The 13458-nt window shown below is 46.0% G+C and carries 11 protein-coding genes; 5 read left to right on the top strand and 6 right to left on the bottom strand.

All coding sequences use genetic code 11. The features are described 5' to 3' along the window. Positions 1-118 precede the first annotated feature (118 nt). Together AAC052_RS26115 and AAC052_RS26110 are read left to right on the top strand one after the other, a co-directional pair. Complete coding sequence (locus AAC052_RS26115) at positions 119-1462, top strand: carboxypeptidase-like regulatory domain-containing protein (RefSeq protein ID WP_339816116.1); 1344 nt, start codon at positions 119-121, stop codon at positions 1460-1462. A gap of 95 nt (positions 1463-1557) precedes the next feature. Continuing rightward, positions 1558-2562 (top strand): FecR domain-containing protein, encoded by a 1005-nt coding sequence (locus AAC052_RS26110; protein WP_339816092.1) that lies wholly within the window; start codon positions 1558-1560, stop codon positions 2560-2562. Positions 2563-2611: 49 nt separating this feature from the next. On the opposite strand, the gene menB is transcribed toward AAC052_RS26110, so the two are convergent. From menB to AAC052_RS26095, 3 genes are read right to left on the bottom strand one after another with little or no spacing between them, the layout of a single operon-like run. Further along, a complete protein-coding gene (gene menB / locus AAC052_RS26105) occupies positions 2612-3436 on the bottom strand; it encodes a 1,4-dihydroxy-2-naphthoyl-CoA synthase (protein ID WP_317491317.1) in 825 nt (274 codons plus the stop codon). Position 3437: 1 nt separating this feature from the next. Continuing rightward, positions 3438-5123, bottom strand: coding sequence for a 2-succinyl-5-enolpyruvyl-6-hydroxy-3-cyclohexene-1-carboxylic-acid synthase (gene menD / locus AAC052_RS26100; protein ID WP_339816091.1), 1686 nt, complete (start codon positions 5121-5123; stop codon positions 3438-3440). Positions 5124-5132: 9 nt separating this feature from the next. Next, positions 5133-6338, bottom strand: a complete 1206-nt coding sequence (locus tag AAC052_RS26095) for a chorismate-binding protein (RefSeq protein WP_339816089.1) — start codon at positions 6336-6338, stop codon at positions 5133-5135. A 139-nt stretch (positions 6339-6477) separates the two neighbouring features. Between AAC052_RS26095 and AAC052_RS26090 the strand changes: the two genes are divergently transcribed. Continuing rightward, positions 6478-7101, top strand: a complete 624-nt coding sequence (locus tag AAC052_RS26090) for a histidine phosphatase family protein (RefSeq protein WP_339816087.1) — start codon at positions 6478-6480, stop codon at positions 7099-7101. On the opposite strand, the gene AAC052_RS26085 is transcribed toward AAC052_RS26090, so the two are convergent. The 3 genes from AAC052_RS26085 to AAC052_RS26075 are packed head-to-tail and all read right to left on the bottom strand — an operon-like array spanning position 7093 to position 10480. After that, positions 7093-8649: a hypothetical protein gene (locus AAC052_RS26085; RefSeq protein ID WP_339816086.1), complete on the bottom strand. Its 1557-nt coding sequence runs from the start codon at positions 8647-8649 to the stop codon at positions 7093-7095. The two genes, AAC052_RS26090 and AAC052_RS26085, sit on opposite strands and share 9 nt — an antisense overlap. Further along, on the bottom strand, positions 8591-9364 hold the full coding sequence (locus AAC052_RS26080) for a C4-type zinc ribbon domain-containing protein (RefSeq protein ID WP_152000890.1): 774 nt from the start codon (positions 9362-9364) through the stop codon (positions 8591-8593). Before AAC052_RS26080 ends, AAC052_RS26085 begins: the two co-directional genes overlap by 59 nt. A gap of 6 nt (positions 9365-9370) precedes the next feature. Beyond that, positions 9371-10480 carry a Nif3-like dinuclear metal center hexameric protein gene (locus tag AAC052_RS26075; protein WP_339816085.1) on the bottom strand — a complete coding sequence of 370 codons (1110 nt, stop codon included), beginning with the start codon at positions 10478-10480 and terminating at the stop codon, positions 9371-9373. Positions 10481-10534: 54 nt separating this feature from the next. Here AAC052_RS26075 and lpxK point away from each other — a divergent pair, with 54 nt between their 5' ends. Together lpxK and AAC052_RS26065 are read left to right on the top strand one after the other, a co-directional pair. Beyond that, entirely contained in the window at positions 10535-11596 is a 1062-nt protein-coding gene (gene lpxK, locus AAC052_RS26070; RefSeq protein WP_339816084.1) for a tetraacyldisaccharide 4'-kinase, read from the top strand. Continuing rightward, positions 11593-13446 (top strand): putative porin, encoded by a 1854-nt coding sequence (locus tag AAC052_RS26065; RefSeq protein ID WP_339816083.1) that lies wholly within the window; start codon positions 11593-11595, stop codon positions 13444-13446. The genes lpxK and AAC052_RS26065 overlap by 4 nt, the downstream gene beginning before the upstream one ends. The last annotated feature ends 12 nt before the right edge of the window (positions 13447-13458 follow it).

Here is a 13458-nt window from a genome sequence, read left to right as displayed (position 1 = left end):
TGCTAATGAACCGCATGCACATATGAAATCGTATAGATTTCATTTTTTGTTTTCAATTCTACTGTTGGACTGTTGCTGTACGGTGAGTGCGCAAAGCCAGAAGTCCGTATTGGACAGAGTGATTGACGTTCAGGTTTGGGAGGTAAATCTGGACTCCGCAATTATCAGGGTGTCGGAAGTTTCTGGTATTTTTTTCTCCTACAACGCCGATATCGTACCAATCAAACAGAAATTCACATTAGCTGAGTCCAATAAGTCAGTCAAGTATGTGCTGAGTAAGCTTCTTACCGGCACGGGCCTGGAGTATAAGCTCATCGGAGATCAGATCATTATATTCAAGCCTCAGGTGGCTGTTGAGGAAGCCAAGTTTAAGGAGCATGTGATGCTTTTTGGTACTGTAACTGATGATGCCACCGGCGCTCCAATCGAAGGAGTAAATGTTTTTGTTGCAAAGTCCATGTTGGGGGATGGCACTGATCAGAATGGCTTTTTTAGTATCGATCACCTGCCCTTAGGCACTTATGAGGTCACTTTTTCGCATGTGGCTTATCAGCTGGGAGTAAAAAGGATCAACATTCAGGATACTTCGGACATTGCGTTGCGAATTGCTTTGATTTCGAAACTGGACCAACTTGAAAGCATTGAGATTATCTCCACCAAAGACAAAAGCTGGGAGCGGCACCTTCGGGCATTCCAAACTGCTTTCCTGGGCTCCACACCAAATGCTTCCCGCTGTGTGATTACAAATGACCACGTGCTGGATTTTCAGTACTATGGAAACGATGACCTGCTCATAGGATATGCCAGCGAGCCACTGATTATTGAGAACTGGGCCCTGGGTTATAGGATTTATTATGTGCTTGAATTGTTTGAGCAACGGGGAGGCACAACGAGATATGTTGGGAAATCCAGGTTTGAAGAGCTGATCCCTTCTGATGAAGGCGAGCTAAAGAGGTGGAACAAGAACCGCTTGCGGGCCTACCGTGGGTCGTTGGAGCATTTCATCAGGTCGCTAACGGCCAACAGACTGAGAAAAGAAGGGTTTCTTGTTTACAAGGTCTATGATTTACCAACTTCAGGTCCGGTACCTTTTTACGAAGTTACAATCAATAGCATAATGAAAAATGGCTCACATCCCTATGAGAAAAAGCTGTCATTTAAAGACTATCTCCAGGTAATGTATCTTCGGGAGACAGAGCCAATGTCGTACCTTGAGGAAAAGCAGAAGCTTCTTAGTAATAACCTGGCCTCACCAGCTGGGCTAAACTACAGGATGGCGGGAGAGTCAGGAGGAAGCAGGCAGGTGTCTTACTTGCAGCTGAATATTCCCACGGTGTCAGTAGACAAAAGGGGTTTTATTTACGATCCATTGGCGGTGACTACTTTGGGTTATTGGTCATGGGAAAGGTTGGCGGAAAGCCTGCCGATTGAATATGAGCCGGAAACCCGACCTCGCAAATAAGTTTTCTATGTATCTTTGCACGTTTATTGTATAATTGGATAAGGGTCGGGTAAGCAGATAGTGTTACAAGACTAGATATTTCTAATAGGTCGAAAATGATAGAATTGTTGGCTAAGTACCTCTCAGGTAATGCCAGTTTAGAAGAGCAGCAGCAAGTTGAAGAATGGAGAAACGAAAATCAAGAGGAGTTTCTTTCGTTCTCAGAAGCATGGTCTGCTACCGATGTAAAGTCCTTTGATGTTGAGAAGGCGAGAGACTCCGTCATGGGCAGGATTTCCACTCAGAAGAATTTCACAAAACCAAGTGAGCCACGTGGTGGCTTCTCCGTGAAATTATGGGCTGTAGCAGCGTCGGTAATAGTGTTGCTGGGCATAGGCTATTTTCTTTTTATCGGAGGTGGGACTAGCAGCAGCGATGAGATAACCGTTGACGGCTGGGTGGTAGTTGGAACAGACGCTGGTGAGACCAAGGATGTTAAGCTGTCCGACGGATCGGTGGTTTCGATGAGCGACATGTCACGCCTTAGTTACCCCACCCAATTTGCCGAAGAAAGAAGAGTAGTGTTCAACGGGAAGGCATTTTTTGACATCACGCCTGACCCTGATCGTGCTTTTAAAGTAGAAACTGTTGAGGCGATGGTGACTGTTGTTGGTACTTCCTTTCAGGTGAAGACTGAAAGTGAAGCGAAATATTCGGAGGTGATTGTTGAAACTGGCGTGGTGAGTCTGACGAAAAAACCACAACCCAATGTGGCTGAGAGACCGATAAAGGTGGAGTTGTTTCCAGGCGAAACAGGTGTGGTTAGAAGGGAAGGCCAGGGCGTGTCGAAGTCGAAGAACATGAACCAAAACTACCTGGCATGGAAGACCAATAAGATGGTGTTCAAGCAAACAAGCATGACGGAGGTAGTGAGTACACTTAACGAAGTTTACAAAGCCGACATCAGGCTGGGAAATAAGGAAATCGGTGATTGCCGACTGACAGCCACTTTTGATGGCAAACCTATCAACGAGGTGATTGAAGTAATCAGTCAGACATTTTCTTTTGAAGTGACTGGCTCTAAGAACAAGTATGAAATAAGCGGGAAAGCCTGCAGGTAGGCTTGTCTGCCAAGAAAAAAAAGGGTGCGAACGCACCCTTTTTTTTTGTTTATGGGAACTTTGGAAATTTCTTGAAGTCAGGAGCTCTTTTTTCGAGAAAAGCATTTTTTCCTTCCTGGGCTTCCTCGGTGAAATAATAGAGCAAAGTTGCGTTACCCGCCAGTTCCTGAATGCCAGCCTGCCCATCCAGTTCAGCGTTGAGACCCATCTTGATCATTCTCAGAGCCATTGGACTGCGCTGCATCATGATTCTGCACCACTCCACTGTAGTTTCCTCCAGCTGATCGAGCGGTACTACCTTATTAACCATTCCCATGTCTTCAGCTTCTTTGGCGCTGTACTGCTGACAAAGAAACCAGATTTCACGGGCCTTCTTTTGCCCAACATGGCGGGCCAGGTAGCTAGAACCGAAGCCAGCATCGAAACTCCCCACTTTAGGGCCTGTTTGCCCGAAAATGGCATTTTCTGAAGCAATAGTGAGGTCGCAAACTACGTGAAGTACGTGACCACCACCAATGGCGAATCCATTGACCATGGCTACCACAGGCTTAGGCAGTGACCGTATTTTCTTTTGCAGGTCAAGCACATTCAGGCGGGGAACGCCGTCTTTGCCCACATACCCGCCAATGCCTTTTACGTTTTGATCGCCACCGCTACAAAATGCCTTGTCGCCTTCTCCGGTAAGCACAACCACGTAAACGTCCGGGTCTTCCCGGCAGTAGTCCATTGCCTCCGACATTTCATTGACTGTTTGCGGTCTGAATGCGTTGCGTACTTCCGGGCGGTTGATAGTTATTTTGGCTATTCCTTCCAGAAATTCAAAGCGAATGTCTTCGTACTCCTTTATCGTTTGCCATTCAAATTTTGATGCCATGTCAGGTGTTTATATGAGATTTGAAATGATTAAAGAACAACTGATTGTTTTCCTTGTTTGTTTCTACTTCAAAGATAGCCCGATTCTCATCTTCCATAAATGAGATCAGCTGGCTATTGAAATCTTCCTCTCCAGTGCTTTTGAAATAGCTAAAACCAAATTCCTCTGCCATTCTTATGGCAGTTCTTGGTTGTTGCGTTTCAAAAAGCTCCTCAAGTTCTGGCTGCTGGGAAGGCCCGGGGATAAGCCGGAAAATCCCGCCTCCGTGATTGTTTAATAGTAAGATCTTGAAATTGGCGGGCAGGTAATTGTGCCAAAAGGCATTGATATCGTAGAAGAAAGACACATCCCCTGTAATCAGATAGTTGGGGACAGCACAGGTGAGCGTAATGCCGACTGCGGTGCTGGTGCTGCCATCTATACCGCTGGTGCCTCTGTTCGCATGCACAAAAATATTATTTTGCTGGGAACTGAGGCCTACAAAATTGGCATATCTCACCGCCATGCTATTGGCGAGGTGCAATTTGGCTTCTCCTGAAATGCTTTTGATAAACCTGTATGCTGCTTGAAATTCGTTGAAAGGTTGGTGAGTAAAAATGCTGTTAAAATTCTCCTTCACTTTCTCATCGAGGCTTCTCCAGCTTTCCATGAATTCCTGCGATTTTGGAGTAACACCCGTGTCAAGTAGTTGTTTGAAAAAGTGAGTGGGACTCATCCTAACAATTCGTGTAAGCGATTGCATCGGATCCGGAATGTGACCAGCCTGGGCAATATGCCAATGGGCGCTGGCCCGGTGCTGCCTGAGAAACAGTTTGAGATTTTTGCTGATCACTGATTGTCCTAAAGTGATCAGAAGGTCAGGCTTTAAACTAGCAGAGGCTTTTGGTAAAAAAGCATCCGAATGCCTGATAGTGCCTGCAAAGCCATGCAGGTTGGCAATGATGTCGGCTACGACAGGAATATTGAGCTTAAGCGATACAATCGAAAGAGCGTCGATAAGCGACTTGTCGGGTTTGTGCTGCCCAACGACTATGACAATTTTGGCAGACTGGTTTAGTTCTTCTGATAGGCGCAAAAGTGTGTCTTTGCCTGGAGAGTTTTCAAATGCCGGTTCGTCTATGAGCTTTATCGCCTTGTCAAAGACCAATTTTTCGCCTTTTTCCGGATAGAAAGGCTCCCTCAAAGGGACATTAATATGAACCGGGCCATTCTCGAGCGAGCTGCAGCAGTTGATAGCCTCGTTCACCAAGCGATGCGAGAACCATAAGGCATCCTTATGCTCGAAGCTGTCAGGGAAACTGAAAGACTTTTTTATATGAGGCTCAAATATTGCCTTCTGATTGATTGTTTGGCCATCCCATTGTTCCAGCCATTCTGGTGGTCGGTCGGCTGTTAGCACCAGCAAGGGGATGTTTCGGTAATAAGCCTCAGTGACCGCTGGAGCATAGTTCAGTACAGCGGTGCCCGATGTGCAGATAAGTATCGTTGGAGTTTCTGTCCTTTCAGCCATGCCCAATGCGATAAACGCAGCTGCCCGCTCATCGGGGATTGTGTATATGTTGAAGTCGCCATGCCGGTTGAAGGCCAGCGTAAGGGGTGCACATCGTGACCCGGGAGAAAGCACAACATTACGCAGTCCTTTCAGGTAACAAATGCTGGCTATATCGTTGATTGCTTTGATTACCATGTTTGCGGCTTAGAACAGGCACATAAGCGTTTGAAGTTTCAGTTCGGTTTCTTCAAATTCTTTTTCCGCTATCGAATCTTCGGTAACTCCGGCTCCCGCAAATAACCTGGCCCTGTTTGAAAGCAGCTTCATGGATCGTAAGTTAACATAAAGCTGGGTGCTACCCTGCATATTCACCGGCCCCAGATAGCCTGTGTAAAATTCCCTGTCGAAGCCTTCAAACTCCTTGAGGAACTGCAACGATGGCTCAAGAGGCATGCCACATACAGCCGAAGTGGGGTGAAGTAAATCCAGCATTACGCTGCCCAGCTGTGGAAAATTGACAGCTTCCATGTCCACGTAGAACTCCGTTTTGAGGTGCGCCATATTACCTGCTTTGATAGATATAGGGCCCTTTTCTTCATACTCCCTCAATCGTATTTTTTTAAAGCAGTTGATAATGTACCGGCAAACCAAAGCTTGTTCTTCAATTTCTTTTTGTGTCCAGGCCACCTGGGATAGGTCGCCTGATTCGGGAATCCTTTGCGTGCCAGCCAAAGCCACGCTCTTAAACCACCTGCCATCCACTATGCTGAGCAAAAGCTCGGGAGTGGCTCCCATCCATATACCAACCCCTGGAATGCCAAAAACATAGACGAAGGCGTTGGGGTATAGCTGGTGAAGCTTTTCAAAAGCGGATATAAAGTCCCAGCCTGGCGGGTATGAAACGTCCGTATACCGGGAAGGCACCACTTTATTAAAAACTTCTGCTTTGATGTTCTCTTTTGCCTTGTTTACAATGTCAATAAAGTTGCCTTTTTGGCTGGCAGCTACCATGTCAGTTGCCGGAAAGTATGCCTCAAGTAATGCTGGCCGCAGGGGTTCAAATGCGCCCTGGATAAACGAGTCAGTTTGCTCATTACTTACGCCAACGGCCGGATTTACCTGGAAACCTGAACTGTTGTCGGTCGGGGTAAATACAAGATCTGCATTGATTTTGATATTTTTTTTTCTACCCTCGTTCAGGAAGGGGCTTACGGCAAAACCAGGGCTTGCTTCTTCTAAGTCTCCCTTGTCTGTTGACGGTTGCTCGCCCAGGTCAACGATACCCAGGAGTTGGGGTTGACCTTGTTTTTTCCAAAAAGCGAACGATTTCTTTCCATTAATGGCTCCCGAAATGATCTCCCTGATGTGAAGCTCTCTGATCTCTGTTTCCGTACTGCTCTTCTCCTTCAAAAAAGTGGTCGTTTATGAATGGTGTCGAAATTTAGCACTGAATGAATTACCTGCAAAACAGGCTGTTGAATTTAAAAGTTTAAAAACGGACATATTTATCGTTTACTTGTAGTTTTGTGACTCATTTGACAATATTGGTGTGAAGCAGTTATATATCGTTAGACATGGTGAAACCCAGTTTAACAGGGAGAAAAAGGTTCAGGGAAGAGGAGTAAATGCGCCTTTGAACCAAACAGGGCAGGAGCAAGCCAGGGCATTTTTTAACCACTACAAAGACGAAAAGTTCAATAAGGTGTACGTGTCGTCGCTGATCCGTACCTACCAGTCAGTGGAGTCATTCATAAACCAGGGCATCCCCCACGAGAAACTTGAAGGGCTGGATGAGATTAGCTGGGGTAACAAAGAAGGGCTGGCCTTTGAGCCAGACATCCATAGCCATTATCTGACGACGCTTGAGGCGTGGCAGCGAGGTGAGCTGGATCAGCGGATAGATGGGGGAGAGTCGCCCATAGAGGTCATGGAAAGGCAGAAGCTGGCTATGAAATATATTCTGAGCAAACCAGATGAAGAAAAAGTGCTGATTTGTATGCACGGAAGAGCTATTCGGATTCTTGTGTGCTGGATGCTCGGTTATCCGCTTCAGCTAATGGAGAGCTTTGGCCATTCTAACCTTGGTTTGTACGTTTTCAACTATACCGGAGAGCAGCTTTCGATGGTCACAGCCAACGATGTCAGCCATCTTGAAGGCGTGGAATTAATCTGAAGTCAGCCGGGCTAGCTCCCTTTCAGCGCTGGAGTCTATGCTTGCTTTGTAAGGGTGGTTCTCGAAGCCGATTGCTTTTTCAAAATACCCCTTTGCTTCTTGGTCTTTTCCGGAGCTCTTCATGATGAGCCCAAGTTGCAAAGCAGCATTAGCGCCCATGTACCAGGGTTGCCGTTCGGCAAGTTTCAAAGCCTGTTGGTAATGAGGAATAGCTGATTGGTCTTTTCCTTGCAAATGACTGAGCCTCGCCAAACGATAATAGTACTCGCATAGCCATTTTCCATCAAGTTCCGATGGGTTTACAGTAGATAGTTGTCGCTTTGCCTCTTCCCAATAGCCTCCGTCGGTTAAAAGCCTTGTCTTCAGCAGTGGGATTGGATATTGGTTTATTTCTGTAAGGAACACATCCGCATTTTTGTCCGGTTCAGTCGTGCTTCGCTCCATTTTAGACGCTTTTTCACTCCATGTGCTTGCGCTGCGTGTGTCGCCTTCCAGGTAATACGAGGCAGCTATTTTGGCCATCGCATCTTTCTTGAAGTTATCTCCGCTGTACGATTGGGTAAACATTTTGTAGTGCTCCCGGGCTTTATCCAAATCCATTTTTTCGAGATACAGGTCTCCAAAAAGGTAGTTAACCGGAGTGAGTGATTTTTGCTGATCCGCCGGGATTTTCGATAAAGTGGTCAGCGCTTGTTCACCTTTGTGCGCTTTATTAAGAGAAGTGGCCAGCATAAACCGGGCAAGCGTGCTATTGGGTTGCTTTTCCAGGATTTGCGAAAACAGGGTGCTTGCTTTTACTGGTTCATGAAGCGGGTAGGCATAGAAGTATCCAAGGATGATCAGGGCCTCATCTGCCATGGGACTGCTACTGGACGAAAGGCTTGTTAGCTGCTCAATTCCGGTGGCTACGTCACCCTGAAGGCCAATCAACCGGATGGCCCATTCGTACTTTTCGGGCGTCAGGCCAATGAGGATGTTGATGACACCAGCCGACTTTAAGAATGGGAGAATTTTGTCATCACGGTTTTGAAGTTCATCTATTTGGCTGTGCGCCTGCAATAAACTGTATAGCCCCGACAGGTAGTCCCCAAATTTGATTTTAAACATCGCCTCCTGCAATTTCATGTCTGCCAGATAAAACGCCTTTTGGGCATTTCCTTCTGGCAATTCCTCTATCCATGCTCTTCTCTTTGGGAGATTGCCGAGATAGCTTTCGTAAAAGCCGTTATCTTCAGTGTAGATCATTTGAAGAAAGTCGCTGAGGTTAAGGAGGTAGGCTTTTTCCGGAGAGTTGGGGAGAGTTGCCAGGAGGGTCTTGGCCTCAGAAAGCCTGTATTGTAGAATTAGGTCGTGCGTTTCTACCACGGAAGGTTGCCAGCCAAGGTCTGCTTGCATGGCAGAGGAATGAAAAAATGGCAGGAGCACAAACAAAAACAGGCGAGCCCTGAGACTCACCTGCTTATATGGGATACAAACGAATGTCAAGAAATTACTTTCTCGTCCGTTTTGTTGTTTTGCCTTTTGTGTCTTCTTCTTCAATCTCGTCATCAACTCCTGCTAATATACGACCGCAGTGCTCACATACGATGAGTTTTTTCTTCTCTCTGATGTCAGCTTGTCTTTGAGGAGGAACAATATTGAAACACCCACCACATGCGCCTCGGCGCACAGGAACAACCGCCAAGCCGTTTACTGCGTTAGCCCTTGTTTTGTCGTAGGATTTAAGCAAACGCTCTTCGATCTTCGCTGCTGCGGCTTCTCGCTTTTTGCTAAGCGCTTTTTCGTCGTCTTCGCTTTCTTTCACGATGACATCAAGCTCTTTTTTCTTGCTTTCAAGGTCTTTGCTGCGTTCGCTAAGAACGTCCTTCGTTCCTTGTATTTCTTCTTTTTTGGTATCGATCTTTACGTAAGCCTCTTTGATCCTTTTTTCAAGAATTTGTATTTCAAGCTGCTGTAATTCAATCTCCTTGGTGATTGCGTCGTACTCACGATTGTTGCGGACATTCATTTGCTGCTCACCGTACTTTTTGATGAGTTTTTCTGCGTCCTTAATTGCGGTCTTGTTGTCTGAAATAGAGCCTTCAAGTTCTTCCAGATCCTGGTTGAACTTCTGAACCCTGGTCTCATAACCGGCAATTTCATCCTCAAGGTCCATCACTTCTTCTGGAAGTGCTCCCCTGATTTTTTTTATTTCGTCGAGGTTGGAATCAATTTCTTGGAGGTTGCTGAGCGATTCTAATTTTTGTGCTACGGTGCTTTCCATTCAGTTCTATAAGTAATATCTGACGGGGTTTGTGTTTGCTTTAGACAAACGGAGTGCAATATTAGTGAATTTTTGTTTTAATTTCCTATGAAGCAGGTTTTTTGTAGAGACCTCACTTTCATAGTGCCCAATATCTGCCACGAGTACCCTGCCTTCGGCATCAAAATACTCGTGATATTTGAAGTCGGACGTCACAAATGCGTCGGCCGATTGCTTTTTGGCGCTTTCCAGCAAGAAGCTTCCTGCCCCGCCGCAAACTGCTACAGTATGTATCTTCTTGTTAACCGGCGTGTATTTTATGACCTGGAGGTCGAAGACGTCCTTAAGATGAGCCAGAAATTTATCGGGTTGCATGGGTTCGGGCAGGGTGCCAATCATTCCCGATCCAACTTCCTGATATTGGTTTTGCAGCGAAGTTAGGTAATAGGCTACTTCTTCATATGGGTGCGCAGTTTGAAGTGTGTTTATGATCACTTGACTCAAATGCGATGGGAAAATTAATTCCAGACGATCTTCATGTACTTGCTCAAGCCGGTGAGCGGCACCTATGTGTGGAGTTGCCTTGTCGTTTGGGCGGAAGCTGCCTGTACCCGCCACTCGAAAACTACAGTGATCATAGTTGCCGATGTGTCCGGCGCCCACTTCATGCAATGCTGCCAGAACTGCCCCGGTATTGTCTTTTGGGCAAAACGCAACAATTTTGGAAAGGACGTTTGATTTAGGGGCCAGTATCCTGAGATGCTGTAGTCCTAAGATATGGGCGATTTCAGCGTTGACACCGTCAAGTACATTATCAAGATTTGTGTGGATGGCATAAATAGCGATGTCGTGTTGGATAGCTTTGATAACGGTGCGTTCTACGTAGTTGCTTCCTGTAAGTGTCTTAAGTCCCTTGAAGACAATGGGGTGATGGGCAACAATAAGATTACAGCCGGTGGCAATAGCTTCGTCAACAATTTCTTCTGTGGCATCAAGCGAAATGAGTACTCCCGAGACATGATTCGAAGAATTGCCTACTATCAAGCCAGCGTTGTCGTAGCTCTCCTGATACGCCCTCGGGGCCTGAGTCTCCAGGTATGAGATTATTTCTTTGATCCTTATTTCTTCCTTGCTCATTCGCTTCTCCTTATCGCAAGTATACTATCTTTAGGCCCACAATACAATTGACTAATGCAACTACTTAGGGTTCTTCTTGCGGCACCATTTTCCTTTGTCTGGTTATGCATTACGAATATCAGGAATACTTTGTACGACCTGGGGGTGTTAAGAAGCACTGGTTTTAGTATTCCGGTGATTTGTGTTGGCAACCTGTCAGTGGGGGGCACTGGCAAGACACCAACTATCAATTATCTCATTGCTTACTTGCTGTCGATGGGTAAGAATGTAGCAGTGATCAGCCGGGGATATGGCCGAGTTACAAAAGGTTTTTTAGTTGTCGATGAGCTGTCAAGTGCTGCGTCAGTCGGTGATGAGCCACTTTTGTTTTTCAAAAGATGGTCTGGAAAAGTTGTTGTGGCAGTGGGTGAGAAAAGGGTGTTGGCTATTAGAAACATTAGGGAACTATACCCAAAATTGGATGTCTTTCTGATGGATGATGGCTTCCAGCATCGGGCTGTGCAACCATCCACTTCGATAGTGCTCACGTCGTTCCAAAATCCTTTTTACCGGGATTTTATTATGCCCTCTGGGTCGTTGCGAGAGGGAAGAAGGTGGGCGAGAAGAGCTGATATCATTGTGGTGACAAAATCGCCTCAGATCATGCCTGAAGTGGAGAAGGACAAAATGAGAGCAAGGATTCAAACCTACACTCAAGCAGGCACTCCTGTCTTTTTTTGTTCTATACAGTATGGACGCCCCGTGTCGTATGGGAAAAAAGGTGAGTGGCATAAGAGAGTATTTTTGATTACAGGTATTGCCAGCCCGGCGCCATTATTGGATTATTTGAAAATTGAGGGAATTGAGGTGGTAACGCATTGGGAAAGGGCTGATCACTTTGCCTACAATGATCAGGAAATGGAAAAGATCATTGGTGAATATCAAAACAGCGGCAATTGCGTTATTCTTACCACAGAAAAGGATTATGTAAAAATGAGCAATCCGAAGTTTCAGCGGTATTTGGACAGTGCACCTTTTTTTTATATCCCGATAGAGTTTTCCTTTTCAAAAGAAAAAGAAAACTTTGAGGCGGTAATAGCAGAGAAGGTAACTAAAAACCTGGGCAAGTCAGTTTGAAGATCATACTAAAAATTGCAGCAATTGGATGTTTCGCCACAGGGCTTGCTCTGAGTGTTTCGCATGCACAGGTGCTGGACGATTCAACAAAAAATGTTTATTCCTCCAGAACAACATTTTGGTTTTCAGAAGCTGACATTAAAGCATTGTCTGACTCGCTGCACGTGCTTGACACCCTGCTTTACGGGCTAGAGAATTTTGATGCGGTTGATGTTTCAAACCATACCCTGGTTGACCTGGGCAACAACGGAACGGCGACCAGGTCTTTGTACTATCTGTTCCCGTCCACAATAGGAGCCACGTTGGGTATCAATGCTTACGATCCCTACTTTATTCCCTCTTCTGAGATAAAATACTTTGATACAAAATCGCCCTGGATCAAAATAAAAACTGTCGTGGGCGGCTCAGGAAGAAGCGTGGTGGACGTTGGTTACTCAAGAAACATCAATCCACGGTGGAATTTGGGGGTAGATTTTAAGTTGCTTACATCGGATAAGCAGATTGGTTCTTCTTCCAGTCGAGGTGACCGAAATGTGAACAGCACCACCTGGGATTTGTACACCAGCTATAAGTCAAAGAACGAGAAGTATCAACTGCTTTTTAATGTTGACAGGATCAAACACCAGGTGCTTGAAACTGGGGGTATTGATGTGAGTGAAGATGCTTCCACTGCTGAGCTTTTTCAATACCTTGATTCTCCCATCAAACTGACAGGGGTGAAAGCTTATGACTATAAGATCAACTTCCACCTTTTTCAGAAGTACAAAATCACTGATGAGCTTCAGATTTACTATTTGCTCGACAAAGGAAGGCACGACAATAGTTTTGAAGACCCTACGCCAACCAACAACGCCTCGGCTTATCCAAATATCTTAATCACCAGCGACAGCACGGCAGATCTGATTCAGATGAGAGCACTGCTTAATGAAGCCGGGGTGCTGGGAAAAATAGGCGGATTGAGTTATAATTTTTATCTGAAGCAGCGGTATGTGACTTACAATGACCGCTTCTCGTCTCCTTTTGGCCGCCAGTCGGAGAGCTATGGAGGGGCAAAAATCAATGTAAGGTTGTTTGACGTATGGGACACGGATGCCAAAGTTGAATACCTACAGGGAGGACTTTTTGATATTGAGGGGAGAACCACTTTGCCATTTCTCAATTTGTGGTTGCGAAGCATGAGGTACAAGCCAGGCTACCAGCAACTCTATTATTTTGGAAACCACTACAGCTGGGTCAATGACTTCGAGCCACAAAGAGCTGATAGATTGGGGGGGGAGTTGAATGTTAAGCTTGGCCCCGTCACACTCAAGCCTGGGCTTAATCTGACCAGGGTGGCCAACTATGTTTACTTTGGTGCAGACTCTCTTCCGCACCAATCGCAATCAGCTGCCGGACAGTTGCTGTTTAATCCCAGCGCTGCGGCTGAGCTTACCATTGGCAAAAGTTTTCACCTGAACCCTCAAGTGATTTACACTGCTGTTACTGGTGCTGACTCGGAGATTTGGAGGATGCCTGAATGGCTGATCAATACCAGGTTCTACTATGAAGGGGTATGGTTCAACGACTACCTGCCTGTTCAACTTGGCGTTGACCTGAACTGGAAATCGACTTACTATGGCCACGCTTACAACCCGGTTATTCAGCAGTTTTACATCCAGAATAGCTTTGCCATCGACTCGTATTTGACAGCAGATGTATTCCTGAACTTCAAAGTCGGCAATGCACGATACTTTGCCAAGATGACGCACGCAAACCAACCCGGCACCGCCGATGGCTATTTCATTTCGCCCTATTACCCCGGGCAGCGCCGGGTGTTTGACCTCGGTGTTACCTGGTATTTCTTTGATTGAACCAAAGGTCTA

Origin of the sequence: uncultured Imperialibacter sp. (assembly GCF_963974565.1) — a bacterium.
GTDB lineage: Bacteria > Bacteroidota > Bacteroidia > Cytophagales > Cyclobacteriaceae > Imperialibacter > Imperialibacter roseus.
The sequence above is the reverse complement of the archived record's forward strand: the minus strand, read 5'-3'. Positions and strand labels throughout refer to the sequence as shown.

What these genes read in the sequence shown, in the direction of transcription:
- AAC052_RS26110 (WP_339816092.1), top strand. Translation starts at nt 1,558, where the DNA reads ATGATAGAATTGTTGGCTAAGTACCTCTCAGGTAATGCCAGTTTAGAA.
- AAC052_RS26085 (WP_339816086.1), bottom strand. Translation starts at nt 8,649, where the DNA reads ATGACGAGATTGAAGAAGAAGACACAAAAGGCAAAACAACAAAACGGA.
- AAC052_RS26075 (WP_339816085.1), bottom strand. Translation starts at nt 10,480, where the DNA reads ATGAGCAAGGAAGAAATAAGGATCAAAGAAATAATCTCATACCTGGAG.
- menD (WP_339816091.1), bottom strand. Translation starts at nt 5,123, where the DNA reads ATGGTAATCAAAGCAATCAACGATATAGCCAGCATTTGTTACCTGAAA.
- AAC052_RS26080 (WP_152000890.1), bottom strand. Translation starts at nt 9,364, where the DNA reads ATGGAAAGCACCGTAGCACAAAAATTAGAATCGCTCAGCAACCTCCAA.
- lpxK (WP_339816084.1), top strand. Translation starts at nt 10,535, where the DNA reads ATGCAACTACTTAGGGTTCTTCTTGCGGCACCATTTTCCTTTGTCTGG.
- menB (WP_317491317.1), bottom strand. Translation starts at nt 3,436, where the DNA reads ATGGCATCAAAATTTGAATGGCAAACGATAAAGGAGTACGAAGACATT.